A 23,320-nucleotide genomic window follows, 5' to 3' on the forward strand; every position below is an offset into this window, starting at 1 on the left:
CGATCATGACGAGGGGGACGTGTGGTGCTCGACAGACTCTTCGAGCTGACCGGGCGGGGGACGACCGTCGGACGCGAGGTCCGCGGCGGCCTGACCACGTTCATGGCGATGGCCTACATCATCCTGCTCAACCCGATCATCCTGGCCGGCGCGACGGACGTCACCGGCGCCCGGCTGTCCATCGCCGAGCTGACCACCTCGACCGCGCTGGCGGCCGCGATCTCCACGCTGCTCATGGCGTTCGTCGGCAACGCGCCGTTCGCGCTGGCCGCCGGGCTCGGGCTGAACGCGGTGGTCGCCTACCAGGCCGCGCCGCACATGACCTGGCCGCAGGCGATGGGCCTGGTCGTGCTGGAGGGCGCGGTCATCATCGTCCTGGCCGTCACCGGCCTGCGCACCCTGATCATGAACGCGATCCCGCTGGCGCTCAAGCACGCGATCAGCGTCGGGATCGGCCTGTTCATCGCCCTGATCGGCCTGGTGGACGCGGGGTTCGTCGCCCGGGGCACCGGCACCCCCGTGCAGCTCGGCGCGACCGGGCACCTCACGGGCTGGCCGGTCACCCTGTTCTGCTTCGGCCTGCTGCTGATGATTGTCCTGTACGTGCGCAGGACCCCGGCCGCCATCCTCGTCAGCATCGCGGTCACCGCGGTCCTGGCCGTCGTGGTCAACGCGCTGGTGCCGGTTCCCGCCAAGGAGTGGGGGGTGGTCGTGCCGCACATGCCCGAGTCCCTGGTCGCGGCGCCGAGTTTCGGGCTGGTGTGGCAGTTCGACCTGTTCGGCGGGTTCGCCAGGGCGGGCGCGCTGACCGCGACCGTGGTGCTGTTCACGCTGGTGTTGTCGGGCTTCTTCGACGCGATGGGCACGATCATCGGCGTCAGCGACGAGGCAGGGCTCGTGGACCAGGTCGGACGGGTGCCGCGGCTGGGCCGCATCCTGACCGTCGACGGCGTCGCGGGCATGATCGGCGGCTCGGTCAGCGCCTCGGCCAACACCGTCTTCGTCGAGTCGGCCGCCGGTGTGGGCGAGGGGGCGCGCACGGGTCTGGCCAGCGTCGTGACCGGGGCGCTGCTCGGGCTGACGCTGCTGTTCACGCCGATCGCCGCGGTGGTGCCGGCGGCCGCGGCGGCGCCCGCGCTGGTGCTGGTCGGGGCGCTGATGATGACGCAGTCCAAGAACGTGCCCTGGACCGACATCGAGCTGGCCGTGCCGGCGTTCCTGACGATCGCGCTGATGCCGTTCACGTACTCGATCACGAACGGGGTGGGGGCCGGGGTGATCTCGTACACGCTGATCAAGGCGGCCAGGGGCCGGTTCGCAGAGATCCCGTGGCTGTTGTGGGCCGTCTCGCTGGTCTTCCTGGCCTACTTCGGCATCGACGCCCTCCGGGCCCTGTTCGGTTAGCGGATGTCAGCGCTGTTGCAGGCCACGCCATTGTGGTCGAGGTCGGGATACCAGGAGTACTCCTCGTGTCGCCCACGCGTGTAGGGGCCGTCGCCGGCGGCCTGGGCCTCCTTGCAGCTGGCGTACCGCTTGTCGGGGACGCGGGCGACGCCCGCGGGGGCGGTCGTGCCGGTGGTCGCGGTGCCCTGGCCGGTGTCCGTGGGCTGCTGCGGCTGCTGGTTCGTGGGCTGCTGGTTCGTGGGCTGCTGGTTCGTGGGCTGCTGCTGGTTCGTGGGCTGCTGGTTCGTGGGCTGCTGGGGCTGCTGGTCGGTGGCCGGCTGGGACGGCTGCGGCTGCGACGGCTGGGACGGCGACGCGCCGAGTATCCGGACCACCAGCGCGTCGGCCTCCTCCTTGGTGAAGCCCGCGATGCTCAGGCTGTCGCCGTCCATGCTCTGGGTGACGACCGGCGCGGCCAGGACCGTCTTCGGCGTCTGCTCGCCTTCGGGCGCCAGCACGATCGCGACCTGCCGCTGCGTGGGCTGGAGCTCGTCGATGAGCCGCACCAGCCGGCTCTTGAAGACGGGCGCGACCGCGATGCGCACCGAGTAGGAGTTGTCGGTGCCCCGGACGGCCTCGATCCGCTGCACGGCGCCGACCGTGACGCCGTCCTCCAGGAGGTAACAGGTGGTCTGCTGCTCGTCGAGCACGGCCGGCTCACCCGGGCAGGGCGCGGTCTTGGTCTCCTTGACCGGCGCGAAGTGGATGGGCGTGGCCAGGCGCTGCGGCGGCGCGCCGCCGAGCAGCGGGCTGTCGGGGCTCTTGGTCATCAGGACGGCGACCGTGCCGAGCACGCCCGCCACGACGACGACCAGCACCAGCGAGACGGTCAGCACGAGGGTGGTGAGACGGCTGGCCTTCGGCTCCTCCGGCTCGGCCGGCTCTTCCGGCTCCGCGGGAGGCGCCTCTACCGGTCTGTCCATCGTTGACGACCCCATCCTGACGTTCGGGCTGCCGGTGAGCTTATCGAGGACGGGCAGCAGCGGGGTAATCAGCCGAAAAATCCTCACCCATCTGTGAGATCGGAGGAAAAATGGAAATGAGAACGCAGGTTGTCGACAACTTTCCACGCGAACGAGGGATGACCCCATGAAGGTCGGAGTTCCCCGCGAGGTCAAGAACAGCGAGTACCGCGTCGCACTCACCCCCGCGGGCGTCCACGAACTGGTACGCCACGGGCACCAGGTCCACGTCGAGCGGCAGGCGGGCCTCGGCTCGGCCATCCCGGACGAGGACTACGCCGCGGCGGGCGCCGTCATCGCGCCGCACGCCGACGAGGTGTGGGCCACGTGCGACCTGATCATGAAGGTGAAGGAGCCGGTGGCCGAGGAGTACCACCGGATGCGCAAGGGCCAGATCCTGTTCACCTACCTCCACCTGGCCGCCTCGGGCCCTCTGACCAGGGCCCTGCTCGACTCGGGCGTCACGTCCATCGCCTACGAGACCGTGCAGAACAGGGACGGCTCGCTGCCCCTGCTCGCCCCGATGTCGGAGGTGGCCGGACGGCTGGCGCCGCAGGTCGGCGCGTACCACCTGATGCGCTCGCAGGGCGGCAGGGGCGTGCTCATGGGCGGCGTGTCCGGCGTGCGGGCGGCGAACGTCGTGGTGATCGGCGCCGGGGTGTCCGGCATGAACGCCGCCGCCATCGCGCTCGGCATGCAGGCCGAGGTGCTGCTCCTCGACCGCAACATCGACAAGCTCCGCCAGGCGGACATGATCTACCAGGGCCACTGCCAGACGGTCGCGTCGAACACCCTGGAGATCGAGAAGGCCGTGCTGGAGGCCGACCTGGTCATCGGCGCGGTGCTGGTGCCGGGGGCCAAGGCGCCCATGCTGGTCACCGACGACCTGGTGAGCCGGATGAAGCCGGGCTCGGTGCTGGTGGACATCTCGATCGACCAGGGCGGCTGCTTCGAGGGCTCGCGGCCGACCACGCACGCCGAGCCGACGTACCGGGTGCACGAGTCGGTCTTCTACTGCGTGGCCAACATGCCGGGCGCGGTGCCGCACACCTCGACGTTCGCGCTGACCAACGTGACGCTGCCGTACGCGCTGGCCGTCGCGGGCAAGGGGTGGCGCGAGGCGGTCCGTACGGACACCGCCCTGGCCGCGGGCGTGAGCACCCACGAGGGACGCCTGACCAGCCGGCCGGTGGCCGAGGCGCACGGCCTGGAGTGGACGCCGCTGGAGGAGGTGCTGGCCTGAGCCGCGGCCCGCCGGCCGGCGACCTCCGGCGGAACCCCGGACAGACGTCGAGGGCCCGGCCGGAGCCGGGCCCTCGACGTCTGGCGAAGGGGTGTTACTTGGACTGGCTGGGCGAGGGCGCCAGCGTCTCCATCGGGGTGTTGCCCGTCGGCGCGGGCGGCAGCGGAGCCTGGTCGGCCGTGGTGGTGATGGCGTCCGAGCCGCCGCAGATGGCGCCCGGCTCGGGGGTGTCACGGCCGTTCTGGTACTTCTTGATGAAGGCCGGGAGCTTCGGGTCGGACGGGTCCTGGAGCTTGAGCTGGTGGCCCCACGTCGAGGCGACGATCGGCGCCGGCAGGCCCGGGTAGGGGCTGACCAGCATGTAGTCCTGCTGGCCGGTGGAGGTGGCCACTTCCTTCAGCGCGTCGAGCTGCGCCTTGGGCAGGTCGGGGCGGTAGGTGATCCAGACCGCGCCGTGCTCCAGCGAGTGCACCGCGTGCTCGTTGTGGATCGGCTTGTCGTAGACCGCGCACTGCTGCCAGTAGTTGTTGTGCTCGCCGCCGACGGGCGGGGTCTCCTTGTAGGTGACCGTCTTGGCGACGTGCTGGCCGGCCTCGTACTTGTAGTTGGCCACCGCGTCGAGCGAGGTCGCGCGCGCCTGGTTGACCAGGTAGACGCCGACCACGCCGACGAGGAGCACGACGATGAGACCGCCCGTCCCCCACATGAGCAGTGCGGCGCGGCGTTGTTTGCGCTGCTGCTCGGCCCGCATCTTCTGCAGATGCTCGCGCCTCGCCTGCGCCTTCTCCTTCGTCATCGTCCCTCCAACGGCGTACCTGACTCCGGTCACCCTATGCCCTACCGGCGTATGCGGAGAATAAGAGGCGCATAAGCGTCGGATCACAGCTTGCGCGGGCATGGGTACGCTGGACGGGCCATGGAAAAGCCCGCCAGAAAACCCGTTCTGATCGTCTGCGCCGTGCTGGTGCTCCTCGCCGCGGCGTTCCTGCTGTTCGGCCGCGACTCCACGCCCGGCGACTCCTCACCCGAAGCCGGCTTCGCCCGCGACATGGCCACGCATCACGCGCAGGCCGTGGAGATGGCGTTCGTCATCCGGGACAAGAACCCGGCCAAGGAGATCAGGAACCTCGCCTTCGACATCATCACCACGCAGTCCAACCAGCGCGGCATGTTCCAGGGCTGGTTGCAGCAGTGGGGCCTCGACCAGGCGACCGACCAGCGGCCGATGGCCTGGATGGCGGGCCACGGCCACGGCGCCACGCCCGCGACGCCCGGCACCGCCCCCGGCGCGATGCCGGGCATGGCCTCGCCGCAGGAGCTGGCCAAGCTCAAGGAGCTGCAGGGCGTCCAGGCCGAGGTGCTGTTCCTGCAGCTCATGATCCGCCACCACGAGGGCGGCGTGGAGATGGCCGAGGGGCTGCTCAAGCTGTCCAAGCGGGACGAGGTGGCCGGCATGGCCCAGAAGATCGTCCAGGGGCAGAGCGGTGAGATCAAGCTGATGACCGACCTGCTCAAGCAGCGGGGCGCGCAGCCGTACCCGTCGATCCTGGCCTCCTGACCCCCGCCCGGGGCGGCGTGAGAGGCTGGAGGCCCGGAGCGCGGAAGGGCGGGCGCCATGGTCACCGCAAGGGCTGAGACGGTCGTCGTGGGGTCGGGCCCCAACGGGCTGACGGCCGCGGTCATGCTGGCCCGCGCCGGGCGCGAGGTGCTGCTGCTGGAGGCCGCCGACCGGTTCGGCGGCGGGCTGCGCTCCGGCGAGCTGACGCTGCCCGGCCGGGTGCACGACCTGGGCGCCACCGTGATGGCGATGGCGCTGGCCTCGCCGGCGCTGCGGGCGCTCGACCTCAAGGGGGTCGAGTTCGCCCATCCCCCGGTGGCCGCGGCCCATCCGCTCGACGACCGTCCGGCCGTGCTGCTGCACCGCGACGCGGCCCGTACGGCCGAAGGGCTCGGCAGGGACGGCCGGGTCTGGCAGGCGACCGCGGGCGCGGCGGCGCGGGCCGGGTTCCCGCTGGTGGAGGTGCTGCTCAGCCCGCTCGGGCCGTGGCGGGCCGGGCCCCGCACGTTCGCCAGGGCGGCCGGGTTCGGGGCCGCGGCCGCGCTGCCGGCCACGACGTTCGGCCGGCGGGCGCTGCGCACCGTGGAGGGGCGGGCGCTGCTGGCCGGGCTGGCCGCGCACTCCATGCTCGACCTGCGCTCCCCCGTCAGCGCCGGGTACGGGCTGGTGCTCGGGGCGCTGGCCCACCTGGTGGGCTGGCCGGTGGTGCGCGGCGGCTCGCAGGTGCTGGCCGACGCCCTGGTGGCCGAGCTGCGGTCGCTGGGCGGCCAGGCGGTGACCGGCCACCGCGTCGAGCGGCTCGACGAGCTCGACGCCCGCACGGTGGTGCTCGACGTGACGCCCCGGCAGTTCCTCGCGATGGCCGACCTGCCCGCCGGTTACCGCCGCGGCCTGCGCCGCTACCGGTACGGGCCCGGCGTCTTCAAGCTGGACTGGGCGCTCGACGGCCCGGTTCCCTGGCGGGACCCGGAGGTCGCGCGGGCCGGGACGGTGCACCTCGGCGGGACGCTGGAGGAGATCGCGCTCGCCGAGGCGGAGGTGGCCGCCGGACGGCACTCGCCCCGCCCGTACGTGCTGGTCGTGCAGCCGTACGCGGCCGATCCCACCAGGGGCGGGCACACGTTGTGGGCCTACTGCCACGTCCCCAACGGCTCGGCCGTGGACATGACGGACGCCGTCGAGGACCAGATCGAGCGGTACGCGCCCGGCTTCCGCGACCGGGTGCTGGCCAGGCACGCCACCGGCCCCGCCGCCCTGGAGGCCGGCAACCCCAACCTGGTCGGCGGCGACATCGGCGGCGGGCTCAACGACCTGGTCCAGCTCGTGCGGCGGCCGGTCTGGTCGGCCGCGCCGTGGCGCACCCCGCTGCCGGGGGTGTTCCTCTGCTCGTCCTCGACGCCGCCGGGGCCCGGCGTGCACGGGATGGGCGGCTGGCAGGCCGCCCGCCTGGCCACGCAGGCGGAGCGGCACGCCTCCTGACCGGCGGTCAGGCCCGCATCTCCTCGGCGACCGCCGCCGCGAACGCGTCGACGTCCGCCTCGGTGGTGTCGAAGGCGCACATCCAGCGCACCTCGCCGGTCGCCTCGTTCCAGGTGTAGAAGCGGAAGCGCTTCTGCAGCCGCTCGGTCACGTCCGCCGGCAGGATCGCGAAGACCGCGTTGGCCTCCACGGGCCGGGGCAGCGTGACGCCCGGGATGCGCGACACGGCCTCGGCCAGCCGCCGCCCCATGGCGTTGGCCTGCCGCGCGTTGCGCAGCCACAGGTCGCCCGAGAGCAGCGCCTCGAACTGCGCCGAGACGAACCGCATCTTGGACGACAGCTGCATGAACGTCTTGCGGATGTAGTCGACGCCGGTGGCCGCCGACGGGTTGAGCACCACGACGGCCTCGCCGTACAGCAGGCCGATCTTGGTGCCGCCGAAGGAGAGCACGTCCACGCCCGCGTCGGTGGTCAGGGCCCGCATCGGCACGTCGAGCGCGGCGGCGGCGTTGGTCAGCCGCGAGCCGTCGAGGTGGACGAGCAGGCCGAGCTCGTGCGCGTGGGCGCAGATCGCGGCGATCTCCTCGGGCGTGTAGACGGTGCCCCACTCGGTGGTGTTGGAGATGGACACCACCTTGGGCTGGGCCCGGTGCACGTCGCCGAAGCCCCACGCCTGGCGGTCGATCAGCTCGGGGGTGAGCTTGCCGTCGGGCGTGGGCACGGTGAGCAGCTTGATGCCGCCCGCCACCTCGGGGGCGCCGCCCTCGTCGGTGTGGATGTGGGCGCTCTCTGCGCAGATGACCGCCTCCCAGTGGGCGGTCATCGCGCGCAGCGAGACCACGTTGGCCGCCGTGCCGTTGAAGACCGGCCAGGCCCGCGCCCCGTCGCCGAAGTGCCGCTGGAAGACCTGCTGCAGCGCCTCGGTGTAGACGTCGTCGCCGTAGGCGATCTGGTGACCGCCGTTGGCCTGGACGATGGCCTGGAGGATCTCCGGGTGCACGCCGGCGTAGTTGTCGCTGGCGAACGCCTTGAGCTGGGGGTCGTGCCGGGGGATCAAGAAGTGAGGTCCAATCGGGTGCCGTTGATGTCTGCGGCGGGGCGGTCGTAGAGGCCGGCGATCGCCTCCGCCAGGTCGCCGACGTCGGTGAAGCCGGGGAACTTCGCCTCCGGCTTCGCGGCCCTCATCGCGTCGTTGACCAGGGCCTTCACCACCAGTATGACCGCTGCCGCGTTCGTGCCGGACAGCGCGTCAGCTAGGGAGAGCGTCCAGGCCTCCGAGGCCGCCTTGGCCGCCGCGTAGGCCGCGCCGCCCGCCGTGGGCCGCTGGGCGGCCTTGGCGGAGACGATCACGAACCGGCCGTGGTCGCTCTTGCGCAGCAGCGGCTCGAAGGCCAGCGACACGTGCTGGAGCGTGCGGATCAGCAGGTCGTGCAGGGCGTCCCAGTCCTCCAGGCGGGTGTCGGCGAACGTGCGCGAGCCGCGCCAGCCGCCGACCAGGTGGACCACGCCGTCGACCCGGCCGTGCTCGGCGTCGATCCGGGCCGCGAGGTCCTGGACGGCCGCGCGGTCGAGCAGGTCGACGTCGTCCTTGTCGACCCCGATCACGGTGTGCCCGTGCTTGCGGAAGTGCTCGGAAACAGCCTCACCCGTGGGGCCGCCGGCCCCCGTCACCAGGATGATCATGCGCGGATCCCCTTAGTCGACTCGACCACGTCTGTCAGCTTACGGCGCAGCGCCTCGTAGAACATGCTGAGCGGGAACTCGTCCGGCAGCACCGCGTCCACCTTGGCCTTCTGCTCCTCCGGCAGGGCCTGGACGCCCTTGGCCCACACCGAGCCGGGCGCCGGCGGCACGTACGCGCTGACCAGCTCGTGCGCGGCCAGCCAGTGAGCCAGCTTGGACCGGTCGATGCTGTCGCGGTACAGCTTCTCGACCTCGCCCCGCAGGTCGGCGACGCCGCCCGCGACCCGCTCCCAGTCGATCGTGAGCCGGTTGTCGGTCCAGCGGACGATGTCGTTGCGGTGCAGGTACGCGAACAGCAGCTGGCCGCCCAGCCCGTCGTAGTTGCGCACCCGGTCACCGGTGACCGGGAACCTGAACAGCCGGTCGAACAGGATGGCGAGCTGCACGTACCGGGCGTGCGGCACGCCCTTGCCCTCCAGCTCCACGGCCTCGCCGAACGCCGTCAGGTCGCAGCGCAGCTCCTCCAGCGAGTACAGCCAGTACGGCATCCGCTGCTTGATCATGAACGGGTCGAACGGCAGGTCGCCGTGGCTGTGCGTGCGGTCGTGGATCAGGTCCCACAGCACGAACGTGTCCTGGGCGAGCTGCTGGGAGTCCAGCAGGCGGGCGGCGTCCGGCGGCAGGTCGAGCCGGAGCGTGGCGGCGGCCGCCGCCGAGACCCGGCGGAACCGGGCGGATTCGCGGTCGGCGAAGATGCCGCCCCAGGTGAAGCGGGCCGGCGCCTGGCGCACCGCGACCGTCTCGGGGAACAGCACGGCCGAGTGGGTGTCGTAGCCGGAGGTGAAGTCCTCGAAGGCGATCGGCACGAACATCGGGTTGTCGTAGCCGCCCGCCTCCAGCCGGGCCAGCCAGTCGGGCCAGATGGTACGGATCCAGACGGCTTCGAGGTTGCGGTTGAGGTTGCCGTTCTGGGTGTACATGGGGAACACCACGACGTGCTCCAGGCCGTCCACGCGCTGGGTGTCGGGGTGGAAGAGGTCCAGGGCGCGCAGGAAGTCGGGCACGCCGAGGTCCTGCTCGGCCCAGGCGGCCAGGTCGTCCTGGACGGCCTGGAGGTACGCGGCGTCATGGGGGAAATGAGGCGAAATTTCGCCCACGCGGCGGCCGATCTCGGCGACCAGCGCCTTGGCCCGCTCCTTCTCCTCCGGCACCGAGCCGTCCTTGACCTGCAGCGGGCGCAGCTCCTCCACGGCCTCCTTGAGCCGGGCGAACAGCGCGGCCTTGGCCTCGTCCCGGGAGCCGGCGGCCTCGTCGCCGCCGGGGACGCGGGCGGCCCAGGTGATCACGTTGCCCCAGAGCCTGCGGTGGTCGTAGTCCTCGATCGAGTCGTCGCCGAACAGGTCGGAGTCGGCGAACACGACGACCCGGCCCTTGCCGTGCCGCAGGGCGACGGCCAGCGGCGCGCCCGCCGGGTCGGCGGTGGCCGAGGTGGCGAACAGGACCGTCGCCTCCTGCGGGGCGGTCAGCACGCCCGAGCGGTAGAAGCAGGCCCGCCGCACGCCGGCCAGCACGCCGTCGCCCGTGGCGCGCTCGGCCAGCACCCAGGTGGCGACCTCGCGGTGGGCGTTCCTCGGGTCGCGCACGGTCGTGTGACCGACGCCGACGCCGAAGCGGGCGAGCAGCTCGGCGACATTGTTGCCGTACTTGTCCTGCTCCTCCTCGGCCAGCACCACGAGCCCGCCGCCCTCGGCCACGAACGCCTCGACGGCGTCCAGCTCGGCGGGGGCGAAGACGGGGCTGCCGTGGCCGGTGGTGCGCTCCCACCGGTCGCCGGACGGGTGGGCGATCACCAGGACGTCCTGGCCGGCCAGCGCCCCGGCCGTGAGGGCGCCCTCGGTGTGGGCGAGCACGTCGTGCCCCAGATGGCGCAGCGCGGCGGCCGCGCGCGCGTAGCTGTTGTCGTCGGGGTGGGCGGGATTGATGGTCTCGGCGACGTCGCGGCGGATGGTCCACGACTCGCTGTGGGCCTCGTCGAACAGCACGCGGGGGAACGATGGCATGAAATATCTCCTGTTGCTACCGCCTTCTCACGGAAAATATACACATACGTACCCCCCTGTCCGTCAAACCTCAGGCCGCACCAGGGCGCACAACCCCTGATTCGTAGGCGAAGACGACCGCCTGGGCCCGGTCCCGCAGGCACAGCTTCATCAGCACCCTGGCGACGTGCGTCTTGACCGTGGCCTCGCCGACGTACAGATCTCTGGCGATCTCGGCGTTCGTCAGCCCCCTGGCCAGCAGCCGCAGCACCTCCAGCTCGCGCGGCGTCAGCTCGGCCAGCATCGGCGAGGGCGTGGGGTCGGCGCGCCCGGCGAACGTGGCGATCACCCGGCTGGTCACGGCCGGGTCGAGCAGCGCGTCGCCGGCGTGCACCACCCTGATCGCCTCCAGCAGCTGCTCGGGCGGCGACACCTTGAGCAGGAACCCGCTGGTGCCGGCGCGCAGCGCGGCGTAGAGGTTCTCGTCGGTGTCGAACGTCGTCAGCGTGATGACCTTGGGCGGCGAGGGCGTGTCCAGCAGCTCCTTGGCCGCGGCGAGCCCGTCGAGCCGCGGCATGGAGATGTCCATCAGGACGATGTCGGGTCTGGTGCGGCGGGCCACCGCGATGGCCTCGCGTCCGTCGCCGGCCTCGCCGACGACCTCCATGCCGGGGTCGCTCTCGACGACCATGCGCAACCCGGCCCTGACCATCGCCTGGTCGTCGGCGATGACGATTCGTATGCCCACAGGCGGAGGGTAGACGGCCGATGCCCGGCTTGGACACCCAGGTCAAGCCGGGCACAAGTCAGTTACAAGTCTACGAAAGGCGCACGCTCTGCCTGATGCGCGTCTGGACGGCGTCGTCGCAGGTGTTCTTGGCGCAGAAGTACATCACGAGCATGGTCTTGGGCTGACGGTCGATGACGTAGCTGACGAATCCGAGCCGGGTGCCGCCGGCCGGGTCGTGCAGCACGCCGTCGAAGCGGGTGGCCGGGCTGCTGCCCGCCTGGTCCTGGACCGGCTTGCCCAGGTCCACCTGGCCGGGCAGCAGGTTGTCCATCTTGCTCTTCATCTGCTCGGAGTCGCCGCCCGCGTCGAGGGTGTCGGAGACCTGGACGTACACGCCCACGGCGCTGTCGGGGTCGTCGGCGACGATCTGGGAGATCGCCGACCAGTCGGCGCCGGGACCGGCCACGAACAGCGACTCGAACTCGGTGGCGTGCGGCGAGGCCACGGCGAACAGGTCCTGGTGGGTGCGCGCGGTCCAGTCGCCGGGGTACTCGAAGGCCAGCGGCGCGGCGGCGCTGGCGGCGTAGCGCGACCAGGTGTCGCCGCGATGGTTGAAAATGATCATCGCGACCAGCGTCAGCGCGGCCACGGCGGCCACCAGCGTGACCACCACGATCGGCAGCCGCCCCGGCCGCCTGGCCGGCGCCGTGGGATGGGTGGGGGCGGCGCGCCGGGAATGGTCCTCGTGCGGCCCCGAAGGCTGCCCCAGGCCGTGCGGGCCCGTCCCGGGCACCGCGTACGGGCTCTGCTGCGGCCCGGTCTGAGGGACGGCCTGGGGCCCCGTACGAGGGCCCGTCAGCGGGCCCGCCGCTCCCGGCACCGGCGCGGCGTGCGGGCCGGTGCGCGGGACGGCGTGCGGGACCATATGCGGCCCCGACGGGTGCCGGCCGCCCGGCTCGGCCTCCTGGCCGCTGATCGCGTCGCGCAGCGCGGTCACGAACTCGGCGCAGGTGGCGTAACGCTGCTCGGGCGCCTTGGCCAGCGCGCGCGCCATCACGACGTCCACCTGCGGCGGCAGCTCGGGACGCAGCTGCGACAGCGGCGCGGGCTGCTCGGCCAGGTGCGCCCACAACAGCGCGATGTCGTTCTCCCGCTGGAACGGCAGCCGCGCGCTCAGCGCCTCGTAGACCACGCAGGCCAGCGCGTACTGGTCGCACCGGCCGTCGATGTGCTCCTTGTTGATCTGCTCGGGCGACATGTACCGGGGCGTGCCGATGAACTGGTCGGTCTGGGTCAGGCCGGAGATCGACGAGCGGTGCTTGGTGATGCCGAAGTCGGTCAGGTAGACGTGGTCGCCGGCCAGCAGGATGTTGGCCGGTTTCACGTCGCGGTGGATCAGGTCGTGGGCGTGCGCGGCGTCGAGCGCGGCGGCCGTCTGGGCGAAGATCTGGCTGGCCTGGGCGAGCGGCAGCGGGCCCCGGTCGTAGATGAGCCGGCGCAGGTCGAGGCCGTCCACGTAGCGCATGGCGATGTACAACACGCCGTCGGCGTCGGCGTTGGCCTCGTAGATGGGGATGATGTTGGGGTGCTCGATGCTGGCGACCGTCCTGGACTCCAGGATGAAGCGCTGGCGGAACCTGTCGTCCACGGAGAGCACCGGGTTGAGGATCTTCAACGCCACGCGGCGGCTGAGCCGGGGGTCGAGCGCCAGGTAGACGACGGCCATGCCGCCCTTGCCGACGATGTCCTCGATGTAGTACCCGGCCACCTCCTGGCCGATGAGCGATCTGTCGTTCAATTGCATCACGTCTCGATGGGATGGCCGCAGTAGCCGCAGAATCGATGGGCCGGGCCGAGCCTCATGCCGCACGAGGTGCAGTACTTGACCGGCGGCGAGTCGGGGGCGGTCATCACCTGCTGCTGCTGCGGGACCGCCAGGAACGGCTGCGAGCGCCGTACGACGACGGTCTGGCTCGCGCCCTCGTCGAAGGGCGAGGGCACCGGCAGGGGCTCCGGCAGCTCGACCGGTCTGTCCGGGGCCCGCCGCCGCCACAGCAGGAACACCAGGCCGGCCCCGGCGATGAGCAGCAGCCCGGCCGCCACCAGGAACGGCCACAGCGGCGTGGAGCGCGACGGGGGCGCCGCCGCCTGCTTGGTGCCCTGGTCCTCGGGCCCGCCGCGCTTGGCCAGCGACGTCTTGAGCAGCGTGGCGGCCACCACGTTGCCGGGGTAGAGCTCCAGCACGCGCTGGAAGCCCGGCGCCGCCTCGGTGTAGTACCTGGTGTGGTAGCGGGTCAGCGCGGCCTCGAAGGCGGTGTCGATCGCGCCCCGGCGCGGCGCGACCTTGGCCGCGGCCAGGGTGGCGGTGATCTCCCTGACACCCAGCATGGTGGCCGACTTGCCGCCGCCGATGAGCATGCCGATGACGTGCCCGTCCTTGTCGCCGATCACCGGCGCGCCGGCCAGGCCCTGGTCGGCCAGCGCGCCCAGCTTGACCGGCTCGTCCACCTTCTTCTCCGGGTCGGCGAACGGCCTGCCGGACACCCCGGCCTGGCCGCCCTTGGCCAGGTGGGCGATCTGCACGGTCTCCTGGACGCCGGGCCCCGGCCGGCCGAGGAAGCCGGCCACGTTGGTCGGCGAGCCCTCCTGCTCGGGCACCTTGTCGGCGAGCGGCGCGGTCGGCATGCCGACGCTGCCGGCGGCGGGCGTGAGCGGGACCAGCACGGCGGGGGTGTCGGGGGTCTTGCCGGCCTTGATGCACTTGTACTTCAGGCCCTGGCCGGGCGGCGAGACGTTGGTGAACACCGTGATGTCGGTGGTCACGTCGATGATGCAGGTGGCGGTGCTGGTCTTGGGCGGGTAGCACTCCTGCAGGTGGTGGTCGAGCAGGTCGTCCTTGAGCTTGTGCTTCTGGTAGTCGAGCGGGATCTTGACCTTGTGGTGCTCGGCGAAGATCTTGTTGGCGGCGTAGACGGCGACGTCATCGGGGTTGACGGCGTTGCGCCTGAGCGTGACGACGTCGCCCTCGGGGTTGACGACCGTCCCCGTGCCCGAGGCGAACGGGATGTCGTAGGAGCGCTCCACGTGTTTCAGCTCGCCGATGTGGTCGAGCAGGGTGATCTCCACATGGGACACCGCCTCCACCCGCACCACGGCCGGCGTCACCAGGTCGGTGATCCCGCTGGGATGGTTGTGGGCCGCGGCGGGAAGAGCCGCGGGGATCGCGAGCAGCACGAGCGCCGCCGCCACGCCGCCCGCCAGAGCTGTGATGCGCGCCATCTTGGCTCCAAACACTGAATAGGTCCAGGTTCCCAATCAGATGCCGTAAGTCAATAGATCGATACATAGACAAGCGCTTGCTCGGGGATCTACCGTACCGGGATGGGGTTCGCGATCGGCGTCGACGTCGGCGGCACCTTCACCGACGTGGTCCTGAGCGGCCCCGGCGGGGTCGTCGCCGTGGCCAAGTGTCTGAGCACCCACGACGACCCCATCGCGGGCATACTCACCGGCGTTACTCGCGCGCTCGGAGCCGTGGACCCCGCCCGGGTCACCCGGGTCGTGCACGCCACCACGCTGGCGACCAACGCGGTGCTCGAACGCACCGGCGCGCGGGTGGCGTTCGTGACCACCCGGGGCTTCCGCGCCGCCGTCCCGCTCGGCCGTTACGCCCGCGTGGAGGAGGACCGGTACGACCTGCGCTTCACCCCGCCCCCTCCCCCGGTCGCGCCCGGCGACTGCTTCGAGGTGGACGAGCGCGTCTCGGCCCGCGGCGCCGTGCTGACCCCCCTGGACCCCGGCTCGGTGCGGCGGGCCGCGGCGGAGATCGCCCGGCGCGGCATCACCTCGGCGGCCGTCTGCCTGCTGCACTCCTACGCCGAGCCCGCCCACGAACGGCAGGCCGCGGCGATCCTGCGCGAGCACGTGCCGCACGTGGTGGCCTCCTGCGAGATCTGGCCCGAGATCCGCGAGTACGAGCGCGCCACCACCACCGTCATGTCCGCCTACATCGGCCCGCTGATGACCTCCTACCTGTCGCGCCTGCGCGAGCGCCTGGCCGCGGTCGGGATCGACGCGCCCGTGCACGTCATGGAGTCCGGCGGCGGGGTCGTCTCGGCCGAGCTGGCGGCCCGGCGCGCGGTGTCCACCATCGAGTCGGGCCCGGCCGCCGGGGTGCTGGCGGCGGCCGGGACCGGGCTGCCGGACGTGATCTCGTTCGACATGGGCGGCACGACGGCCAAGGCGTGCGTGGTGCGCGGGGGACGTCCGGAGATCACCCACGAGTTCCACGTGGGCGGCAAGGGCAGCTTCGGCGGGCGGCGGGCGGGCACCGGCGTGCCGATCAAGACCCCGGCCATCGACCTGGCCGAGGTCGGCGCGGGCGGCGGCAGCATCGCGTGGCTGGACCCGGCGGGCGCGCTGCGCGTCGGGCCCCGGTCGGCGGGCTCCTCCCCCGGTCCCGCGTGCTACGGGCTCGGCGGCGGCGAGCCGACGGTGACCGACGCCGACCTCGTGCTCGGCTACCTCTCCTCGGCCTCGACGCCGCTGTCGGCGCCGCTCGCGGCCAAGGCCGTGGACCGGCTGGCCGGGCCGCTCGGGGTGTCGCGGGAGGAGGCCGCGCACGCCGTGCACGAGATCGTCAACGCCTCGATGGCCGCGGCCGTGCACGTGGTGACGGTCCAGCGCGGGATCGACCCGCGGGGGTTCGCACTGGTGGCGTTCGGCGGCGCGGGGCCGATGCACGCGGCCGGGGTGGCGCGGCGGTTCGGGATCGCGACGGTGGTGGTGCCCGCGTACTGCGGGGTGGCCTCGGCGGCCGGGCTGCTGGCGGGGGCGCTCTCGACGGACCGGGTGTTGTCGCGGCTGGACGCGGCCGACCCGGAGGAGGTCTTCGCCGCGCTGGCCGCCGACGCCGCCGCCGATCTGGGCCTCGCCCGGGTGCGGGTGGCCCGGTCGGTGGACGTGCGGTTCAAGGGCCAGTCGCACGACCTGACCGTGGACTGGGCGGAGTCGCGGGAGGAACTGGCCTCACGATTCTTCGCGAAATATGCGCAGGTGTATGGGATTGTCCAGCAGGGGGAGATCGAGCTGGTCAGCTACCGCGTCCGCGTCACCGACGCCACCACGCCCACCCCCACCCCCGGCCCCGCTCCCGCCCGGCCCGCGCCGTCCGGTGGCGGCGCGGAGGGGGGCAGGCGGGCGTACTTCCCCGAGGCCGGGGGGTGGCTCGACGTCCCGGTGCACACGCGGCGGACGCTGGACCGGGTGCGCGGCCCCGCGATCGTCGAGGACGCCGAGTCCACGATCGTCGTCCCGCCCGGCTGGCGGGCCGCGGCGGAGCCGTCGGGCGCCGTGCGCCTCACCCTGGAGGATGCGCCGTGAACGACGCGCTCACCGCCGAGGTGCTGAGGAACGCGCTGGTCGTGGCCGCCGAGGAGGCCAGCATCGTGGTGGTGCGGTCGGCGTACTCGACGTTCATCGTGGAAGGCTCCGACGCCTCGGCGGCGATCCTGGACGCCGGGGGCCGCCTGGTCGCGCAGTCCATGGCGACCACGCTGATGAACAGCATGGCCCTGAAGGCCGCGCTGCCGGAGCTGCTGAAGGACGTCCCGCCGCACACCATGCGGCCCGGCGAGGCGTACGCGCTCAACGACGCCTACCGGGGCGGCGTGCACACCAACGACCTGCTGGTCTACCGGCCGGTGTTCGCCGGCGGGGTCCCCGCGTACTTCACCGCCACCATGATCCACGTCTCCGACCTGGGCGGGCTGTCGGCCGGCGGGATGGCGCCGCTGGCCACCGACATCTTCCTCGAAGGGCTCCAGCTCCCGCCGGTCCGCCTGGCCACCCGGGACGGCCTCGAACCGGCCGTGGAGGCCGTCCTGCGGGCCAACAGCCGCACGCCCGACAAGGTCATGGGCGACGTGCGGGCGCTGGTGGCCGGGACGGCGGTCGCGGCGGCCCGCGTGGCGGCCCTGATGGCCGAGTACGGCGTGGCGGGCCTGGCCGCGGGCGTCGAGGACTACCTGGACCACACCGAGACCAGGACCCGGGCGGCGCTGGCGGAGCTGCCCCGGGGGCGGTTCGAGGCGTCGTACCCGATCGACGACGACGGGGTGCGGCCGGGGGTGGCGCACCACGTACGGGTCGCCGTCACGCTCGGCGGGGACGCGGCCGTCCTCGACTTCACCGGCACCGGGCCGCAGGTGCCCGCCGCGATCAACGCCTCGGCGTCGCAGTCGCTGGCGGCGGCCGTCTTCGCGGTGCGCTGCTTCCTGGACCCGACGATCCCGATGAACGACGGCTGCCTGCGCGCGATCGAGGTCGTCCTGCCGGAGGGCTCCCTGCTGAACGCCCGTTCCCCGTATCCGTGCGGCGGCCGGTACGTCCCCATCTACGCCGCCATGGAAGCCGTGTTCCAGGCGATGTCGGACGCGATGCCGGACCGCGCGATCGCGGCCAGCGGGATCCTCCAGCCGTTCTCGATCGCCGCGGTGGGGGCGCCGTACTGGATCCACCTGTCCTACGACTTCGGCGGGGTGGGCGCCCGGCAGGGGCTGGACGGGCCGGACGCGACGGGCGTGCATTTCGGCATCGGCCGCAACTCGGTGCCGCAGGCCGAGCCGGTGGAGAGCCGCTGCCCGCTGATCGTGGAGTCGGTCGGGACGATCGCCGACTCCGGCGGCCCCGGCCGCTTCCGGGGCGGGCTCGGCTCGCGTACCGTCTACCGCTTCCTGGCCGACTGCCACGTCACCACCCGCGGCGACCGCCTCCGCCTCCCGCCCCCGGGCCGGGACGGCGGCCTGCCCGGCAGGGTGGGCGGCTTCCACAAGCGCCACCTGGACGGACGGGTGGAACGCCTGGCCTCGAAGGTCAACAACGTGCGGTTCGCGGCGGGCGAGGCGTTCGTCGTGGAGACCACGGGCGGCGGCGGCCTCGGCCCCCCGTCGGAAAGGGACCCGGCGGCGATCCTGGCCGACCTGGAGTCCGGCCACATCACCCCCGAAGGCGCCGCGAACGACTACGGCTTCGACCCCCGCGCGGCCACCAGGACGGCTGGGTCGAAACTCACCGGGTAGGGCGCTGAGAGACTGACCGTGGTGCCCGCCTCGTACGCGACGGGCCCCTTGTAGGAGTCGTCGTCGAGCTCGTAGACGTAGAGCGTCGGCCCCTCGTCGGGCTCCACCCGCCAGTAGACGGGGATTCCGGCTGCCGCGTAGGACAGCACTTTGTTCGTACCGTCGAACAGCCGGGTGTGCGGGCCTGCGACCTCCACGGCCAGCAACACGTCGCCGGCCGCGAGCGGCCCCGATCCGCAGGCTTTCTCGGGCACCACGACGAGGTCGGGGATGTGGAGGCACTCCTCGTCGGTGCGAACGCCGGCCCCGGGCAAGGGCTCCAGCCCGGGCGGGGCCGCGTCGTCGAGAATCACCAGCAGCCGGCTGATCACCCGCTGGTGATCGGGGGTGGAGGGAGGACTCACCACCAGGCTCCCGTAGACGCGCTCGTAACGGTTCCCGCCGTTGGGGAACGTAAGGAGGTCATCGTCCGGGCCGGGAAGAACGGTGCACCTTGTGGGGGGTTCGATCGGCGTTGCGGTCACCCACTCAGTATCGGGAGTCACGCCCTTGTCCACATGCTGCTTCCCCCAAAATCGTCACCTGTAGTCACCGGGCCGCCACGCCTCGGCGCCGCGGCGGACGGCGGTGTGGACGGCGCGGGCCGCGCGGGCGCCCCACTCCGAGCGGGGCCCGCCGAAGAGCTGCTCCGGGCCGTCCTGCGGCACCACCACGCAGACGGCGTCCGAGGCGGTGCCCGTGCACGGGTAGCCGGCCTCGATCAGCGCCTGGGTCTTGGCCTCGGTGACCGTCATGACCAGGTTCACCAGGGCGGCGTCCGTCATGGCGACGGGCAGGACGGTCACGATGTTGACGGTGCCCGCCCGCATGGGGGCGAGTTCGGGGTCGGCGGCGCCCTCGGGGGCGGCGGCCCAGGTGGGGACGCGCAGCCCGACGGTGGCCACGGCCTCCGCTCCCCCGTCGGCGGCCCGCACGTACCGGTCGACGGAGGCGGCGGTCAGCATGCCGACGCCGGGGCCGGGCGGGCCCAGCTCGACCAGGTGGTCCACCGGGTCCATCCGCGCGTAACCGGCCACGACCTGGGCGTTCAGCACCCATTCGCGGGGGCCGATGCCGCCGCCGAGCATGGCCGAGGAGATCATGCGGAAGCCGGGCCCGAACTCCCACAGCAGGGAGCCCAGCCGGGTCCCCTCCTCCACGCGATAGGTCAGCTTCACGTCCCACCTCGCACCAGGTGCACCACGGGCCGCCCGTCGGGGCCCGGCTCGATCTTGACACGGGCGTCGAAGTGCCGGCCGATCAGCGCCTCGGTGAGCACCTGTTCGGGGCGGCCCGTGGCGGCGGCGTGGCCGTCGGCCAGCAGCATCAGGCTGTCGGCGTACAGGCCGGCCACGGTCAGGTCGTGCAGGGTGGTGACGACGGTCAGGCCGTCGGCGCGGCGCAGGCGGTCGACCAGTTCCAGCACCTGCTGCTGGTGGCCGAGGTCGAGCGCGGTGGTGGGCTCGTCGAGCAGCAGCACGGGGGCCTGCTGGGCCAGCGCCCTGGCCAGCACGACGCGCTGGCGCTCGCCGCCGGACAGCTCGCCGACGCGGCGTCCGGCGAAGGAGGTCAGGTCCAGCCGGTCCAGCACGGAGGCGGTCACCTCGCGGTCGTGCCGGCTCTCCCGTCCCAGGTAGGGGATGTACGGCGTGCGTCCCAGCAGGGCGTAGTCGAAGACCGTCATGTCGGGCGGCAGGGCGGGCGTCTGCGGGGCGTAGGCCAGCAGCCGGGCGCGCTCGCGGGGCCTGAGCGCGGCGAGCGGGCGCTCGTCGAGCACGACCTCCCCCTGGTGCGGGACGATCGCGCCCATGACGGTCTTGAGCAGCGTGGACTTGCCCGCGCCGTTGGGCCCGATGATCGCCAGCCACTCGCCGCGCCGCACGTGCGCGTCGACGCCGGTCAGCACGTCGCGCTCGCCCAGGCGCACCGACAGGGCCCGTACGCCGATCACGTGGCCACCCGCCTGGTCATGCGCAGGACGCCGACGAAGAACGGGGCCCCGACGAACATCGTGACGACCCCGATGGGCAGCTCGGCCGGCGCGATCACGGTACGGGCGATGAGGTCGGCCGCCACGAGGAAGGCCGCGCCGCCGATCAGCGACAGCGGCAGCACGATCCGGTACGAGCCGCCCGCCAGCCGCCGGACGACGTGCGGCACGACCACGCCGACGAACCCGATGAGCCCGCTGACCGCGACGGCCGACGCGGTGGCCAGGGAGGCGGCCACGAGGACGGTCAGGCGCACCCGGCCGGCCCGTACGCCGAGGCTGCCGGCCTCCTCGTCACCGACGCTGAGCACGTCCAGCATCCGGCCGTGCAGCAGGAGCAGGACGGAGGAGACCGCGGCGTACGGCAGCACCAGCAGGAGCTGGTCCCATCCGCCGCCGACGTCGCCGAGGATCCAGGAGTAGATGCGCTCCAGCTCCTCGACCTTGAGCTGCTGGACGAACGTCTGGATCGCGGTCAGGAACGACGTGACCGCCACCCCGGCCAGCACCAGGGTCGCCGTGCCGCCGCCGGTGCCGCCGCCGGAGCGGCCGGCCGCGTTGCCCAGCGTGTACGCCAGGAACACCCCGCCCACCGCCCCGGCGAAGGCGGCGACGGGGATGCTCGCGCTCGAGCCGGGCAGCAGCACGATGGCCAGCGTCGTGGCCAGCCCGGCGCCGGAGGCGGCCCCCAGCAGGTACGGGTCGGCCAGCGGGTTGCGGAACACGCCCTGGTACCCGGCGCCGGCCATGGCCAGCAGGCCGCCGACGACCGCGGCGACGAGCACCCTGGGCAGGCGCAGCTCGTACAGCAGGCCCTGCTCGACCGGGGCGAGGCCCGAGTCGGCCGAGACGAACGGCAACCAGTCCACCACCTGGAGGACCACCTGCCACGGCGAGATGTCCGCCGCGCCGCCGAGCAGCCCGGCGACCATCGTGAGGGCCAGCACGGCGAGGGCGCCCGCCACCCAGACGGGACGCGCCCTCGACGGCTGCGCCTTGCCTGTCACGCTCAGCCCGCGCCGCCGGCCTTGGCCACGGCCGCGCCGATCGCCTGGGCCAGGTCCACGACGCGCGGGCCCCAGCGGGAGGCGAGGTCGTCGTCGAGCTGGATCACCTGGTCGTTCTTGACGGCCGACAGGTTCTTCCAGCCGGGCCGCTTGACCAGCGTCTCCTTGCTCTGCTGGCAGCACTTGACGTCGGCCAGGAAGATCAGCGCGGGGTCGGCCTGGGCGACGAACTCGGCCGACAGCTTGGGGTAGCCGCCCGCTGCGTCCGGGGCCTGGTCGGCGATGTTGGTCAGCCCGAACATGGCGTAGACCTGGCCGATGAACGTCTTGGACGTGGCCGCGTACGGCGTCTGGTCCAGCTCGTGGTAGTAGGTGAGCTTCTTGTCCTTGGGGGCGTCGGCGGCCAGCTTGGCCATGGCCGCCTTCATGCCGGAGACGACCTCGTCGGCCTTGGCCTTGTTGCCGGTGGCCGCGCCGATCTCGCTGATCTCCTCGTACGCCTCCTCCAGCCCGGTCGCGGCCGGTTCGAGCAGGACGGGCACGTTCACCTTGGCCAGCTCGGCGACGATCTTGTCCTGGTCGTTGGAGAGGATGACCAGGTCGGGCTTCTTGGCGATGATCGCCTCGACGTTCGGCTTGAAGCCGGACAGGTCGCTCTTGGGCGCCTCCGGCGGGTAGTTCGACTGGTCGTCCACCGCGACGACCTGGGGGCCGGCGCCGACCGCGAACAGCGTCTCGGTGTGGGTGGCCGAGAGCGAGACGATGCGTTCGGGCTTCTTGGCGAGGGTGACCTTGCCGTTGCCCGCCTCGACGGTGACCGGGAAGTCCCCGGCGCCCGCAGCCGCGGTGGTGGGAGGGGGGCTGTCGGGGGAGTTCGAGGGGGCGACGTTGGCGCCGGTCTGGCCACATCCGGCCAGGACGAGCGTTCCCAGCAGCGCGCCCGCGAAGGCCGTGCGTACGGGCCTCACGAGTAGTCCTTTCACACTGTCGGAACCGAGAGACCCGCGATGAGCGACGGATCACCCTTTTCCACGAGGGTTGATGACGTCGGCGCAGAGGCAGGCGACCTGGCTATGACAGTTGCGGGACAGCGCCGGAATCGCACCGGACTTCGCTGCAGCACTGCGCGTCGGACAAACGTTATCAATGCCCCAGACGTCCTCGACGTCAAGGGGTCTCGGGGGCAGGCGCGCAAAGGCCCCGGGTCAGGCGGCGAGCTGCGCCTCCGCGGCGGCGATGATCTCCTGGAGGCGCAGGCCATGCGCCGCGTCCAGCGGGTGGCCGCCGCCGCGCCGGACGGTCTGGGCGAACTCCTCGGCCACGACCTCGAAGGGGTCCTCGTCGCCGGGCAGCAGGACGGCGTTGCCGGTCCTGCCGTACACCTCGAAGGTCGAGGGCGGCAGGTCGCCGACGGCCGCCATGCACAGGGACGCCTCGCTGACCGCGCCGCCCTCGTGCTCCAGCAGCAGGCCGGTCCAGCCGAGCGGGTTGCCGTGCGCGCGCACGCCGACGACCGGGCCGAGCGCGGCGTCGAGCAGGTCGATCACGTGCGGGCCGACGTCCAGCAGGGCGCCGCGCTCCAGCCGCCACGGGGTGGCGAACGGGTTGCCGCCGAGCAGCGCGCCGGAGATGTTGGCGGCGTGCCCGCCGAACGGCTGAATCTCGGCGCAGCGGGCCAGGAACGTGCGGGTCGGGGTGGCGTAACGCATGGTGAGCATCATCTGCGAGGGCACGCCCGTCTCCGCCACGGCCTCGGCCACCCGCATGGCCCCCTCGACGGAGTCGGCGAGCGGCTTCTCCAGCAGCAGCGCCTTGCCCGCGTGGGCGGCGCGCACGGCCAGCTCGGCCTGCACGCCGGGCGGCACGCAGAACGCCACGGCCTCGCAGGCGTCGAACAGCTCCTCGACCCGCTCGTACACGGGGGCGCCGAGCCTGGCGGCCTGCTCGGGGCGGCGGGCCCAGACGCCGGCCAGCCGGGTGTGGGGGCCTTTGGCCAGCATCGGCGCGTGCGCCATCTCAGCCCAGGGCCCTGCCCCGATCAACCCGACCGCGACCGGCTCCATCCGTC

Annotated in this window: 20 protein-coding genes; 6 read left to right on the forward strand and 14 right to left on the reverse strand. The window is 72.6% G+C overall.

Annotated features, from left to right (window positions below):
* Positions 1–24 precede the first annotated feature (24 nt).
* Positions 25–1,404, forward strand: coding sequence for an NCS2 family permease (locus ACFYYW_RS12510; protein ID WP_387647801.1), 1,380 nt, complete (start codon positions 25–27; stop codon positions 1,402–1,404).
* On the opposite strand, the gene ACFYYW_RS12515 is transcribed toward ACFYYW_RS12510, so the two are convergent.
* A complete protein-coding gene (locus ACFYYW_RS12515; protein WP_387647804.1) occupies positions 1,401–2,366 on the reverse strand; it encodes an excalibur calcium-binding domain-containing protein in 966 nt (321 codons plus the stop codon). The two genes, ACFYYW_RS12510 and ACFYYW_RS12515, sit on opposite strands and share 4 nt — an antisense overlap.
* 166 nt (positions 2,367–2,532) lie before the next feature.
* Here ACFYYW_RS12515 and ald point away from each other — a divergent pair, with 166 nt between their 5' ends.
* Complete coding sequence (gene ald / locus ACFYYW_RS12520) at positions 2,533–3,648, forward strand: alanine dehydrogenase (protein WP_387647806.1); 1,116 nt, start codon at positions 2,533–2,535, stop codon at positions 3,646–3,648.
* Positions 3,649–3,742: 94 nt separating this feature from the next.
* Here ald and ACFYYW_RS12525 read toward each other — a convergent pair whose 3' ends face one another.
* Positions 3,743–4,444, reverse strand: coding sequence for a DUF3105 domain-containing protein (locus tag ACFYYW_RS12525; RefSeq protein ID WP_387647809.1), 702 nt, complete (start codon positions 4,442–4,444; stop codon positions 3,743–3,745).
* A 120-nt stretch (positions 4,445–4,564) separates the two neighbouring features.
* Here ACFYYW_RS12525 and ACFYYW_RS12530 point away from each other — a divergent pair, with 120 nt between their 5' ends.
* Positions 4,565–5,206 (forward strand): DUF305 domain-containing protein, encoded by a 642-nt coding sequence (locus ACFYYW_RS12530; protein WP_387647811.1) that lies wholly within the window; start codon positions 4,565–4,567, stop codon positions 5,204–5,206.
* Positions 5,207–5,263: 57 nt separating this feature from the next.
* On the forward strand, positions 5,264–6,685 hold the full coding sequence (locus tag ACFYYW_RS12535) for a phytoene desaturase family protein (RefSeq protein ID WP_387647814.1): 1,422 nt from the start codon (positions 5,264–5,266) through the stop codon (positions 6,683–6,685).
* 7 nt (positions 6,686–6,692) lie between these two features.
* On the opposite strand, the gene ACFYYW_RS12540 is transcribed toward ACFYYW_RS12535, so the two are convergent.
* The 6 genes from ACFYYW_RS12540 to ACFYYW_RS12565 all read right to left on the reverse strand — a co-directional run bounded on the left by ACFYYW_RS12540 (position 6,693) and on the right by ACFYYW_RS12565 (position 14,416).
* On the reverse strand, positions 6,693–7,742 hold the full coding sequence (locus ACFYYW_RS12540) for a threonine aldolase family protein (RefSeq protein ID WP_387647817.1): 1,050 nt from the start codon (positions 7,740–7,742) through the stop codon (positions 6,693–6,695).
* Complete coding sequence (locus tag ACFYYW_RS12545) at positions 7,739–8,368, reverse strand: SDR family NAD(P)-dependent oxidoreductase (protein WP_387647820.1); 630 nt, start codon at positions 8,366–8,368, stop codon at positions 7,739–7,741. The genes ACFYYW_RS12540 and ACFYYW_RS12545 overlap by 4 nt, the downstream gene beginning before the upstream one ends.
* Entirely contained in the window at positions 8,365–10,428 is a 2,064-nt protein-coding gene (locus tag ACFYYW_RS12550) for a DUF6421 family protein (protein ID WP_387647823.1), read from the reverse strand. Before ACFYYW_RS12550 ends, ACFYYW_RS12545 begins: the two co-directional genes overlap by 4 nt.
* Before the next feature lie 70 nt (positions 10,429–10,498).
* Positions 10,499–11,155: a response regulator transcription factor gene (locus tag ACFYYW_RS12555; RefSeq protein ID WP_125630960.1), complete on the reverse strand. Its 657-nt coding sequence runs from the start codon at positions 11,153–11,155 to the stop codon at positions 10,499–10,501.
* Between the two features lie 70 nt (positions 11,156–11,225).
* Positions 11,226–12,941: a serine/threonine protein kinase gene (locus ACFYYW_RS12560; RefSeq protein WP_387648899.1), complete on the reverse strand. Its 1,716-nt coding sequence runs from the start codon at positions 12,939–12,941 to the stop codon at positions 11,226–11,228.
* On the reverse strand, positions 12,941–14,416 hold the full coding sequence (locus ACFYYW_RS12565; protein WP_387647825.1) for a hypothetical protein: 1,476 nt from the start codon (positions 14,414–14,416) through the stop codon (positions 12,941–12,943). The genes ACFYYW_RS12560 and ACFYYW_RS12565 overlap by 1 nt, the downstream gene beginning before the upstream one ends.
* Positions 14,417–14,518: 102 nt before the next feature.
* On the opposite strand from ACFYYW_RS12565, the gene ACFYYW_RS12570 reads away from it, so the two are divergent.
* Together ACFYYW_RS12570 and ACFYYW_RS12575 are read left to right on the forward strand one after the other, a co-directional pair.
* Positions 14,519–16,519: a hydantoinase/oxoprolinase family protein gene (locus ACFYYW_RS12570; protein WP_387647828.1), complete on the forward strand. Its 2,001-nt coding sequence runs from the start codon at positions 14,519–14,521 to the stop codon at positions 16,517–16,519.
* Positions 16,516–18,216, forward strand: coding sequence for a hydantoinase B/oxoprolinase family protein (locus ACFYYW_RS12575; RefSeq protein ID WP_387647831.1), 1,701 nt, complete (start codon positions 16,516–16,518; stop codon positions 18,214–18,216). Before ACFYYW_RS12570 ends, ACFYYW_RS12575 begins: the two co-directional genes overlap by 4 nt.
* Here ACFYYW_RS12575 and ACFYYW_RS12580 read toward each other — a convergent pair.
* From ACFYYW_RS12580 to ACFYYW_RS12605, 6 genes are all read right to left on the reverse strand, one after another.
* On the reverse strand, positions 18,159–18,773 hold the full coding sequence (locus ACFYYW_RS12580) for a Uma2 family endonuclease (RefSeq protein WP_387647833.1): 615 nt from the start codon (positions 18,771–18,773) through the stop codon (positions 18,159–18,161). The genes ACFYYW_RS12575 and ACFYYW_RS12580 overlap by 58 nt on opposite strands.
* 21 nt (positions 18,774–18,794) lie before the next feature.
* Positions 18,795–19,433, reverse strand: a complete 639-nt coding sequence (locus ACFYYW_RS12585; RefSeq protein ID WP_387647836.1) for an adenosylcobinamide amidohydrolase — start codon at positions 19,431–19,433, stop codon at positions 18,795–18,797.
* A complete protein-coding gene (locus tag ACFYYW_RS12590; RefSeq protein WP_352323661.1) occupies positions 19,430–20,206 on the reverse strand; it encodes an ABC transporter ATP-binding protein in 777 nt (258 codons plus the stop codon). The genes ACFYYW_RS12585 and ACFYYW_RS12590 overlap by 4 nt, the downstream gene beginning before the upstream one ends.
* Complete coding sequence (locus ACFYYW_RS12595) at positions 20,203–21,252, reverse strand: iron ABC transporter permease (protein WP_364411939.1); 1,050 nt, start codon at positions 21,250–21,252, stop codon at positions 20,203–20,205. The genes ACFYYW_RS12590 and ACFYYW_RS12595 overlap by 4 nt, the downstream gene beginning before the upstream one ends.
* Positions 21,253–21,254: 2 nt before the next feature.
* A complete protein-coding gene (locus ACFYYW_RS12600) occupies positions 21,255–22,220 on the reverse strand; it encodes an ABC transporter substrate-binding protein (protein WP_387647839.1) in 966 nt (321 codons plus the stop codon).
* Between the two features lie 237 nt (positions 22,221–22,457).
* On the reverse strand, positions 22,458–23,315 hold the full coding sequence (locus tag ACFYYW_RS12605; protein WP_387647842.1) for a Gfo/Idh/MocA family protein: 858 nt from the start codon (positions 23,313–23,315) through the stop codon (positions 22,458–22,460).
* Positions 23,316–23,320 lie beyond the last annotated feature (5 nt).

This window comes from Nonomuraea sp. NPDC001831, from assembly GCF_042892035.1.
GTDB lineage: Bacteria > Actinomycetota > Actinomycetes > Streptosporangiales > Streptosporangiaceae > Nonomuraea.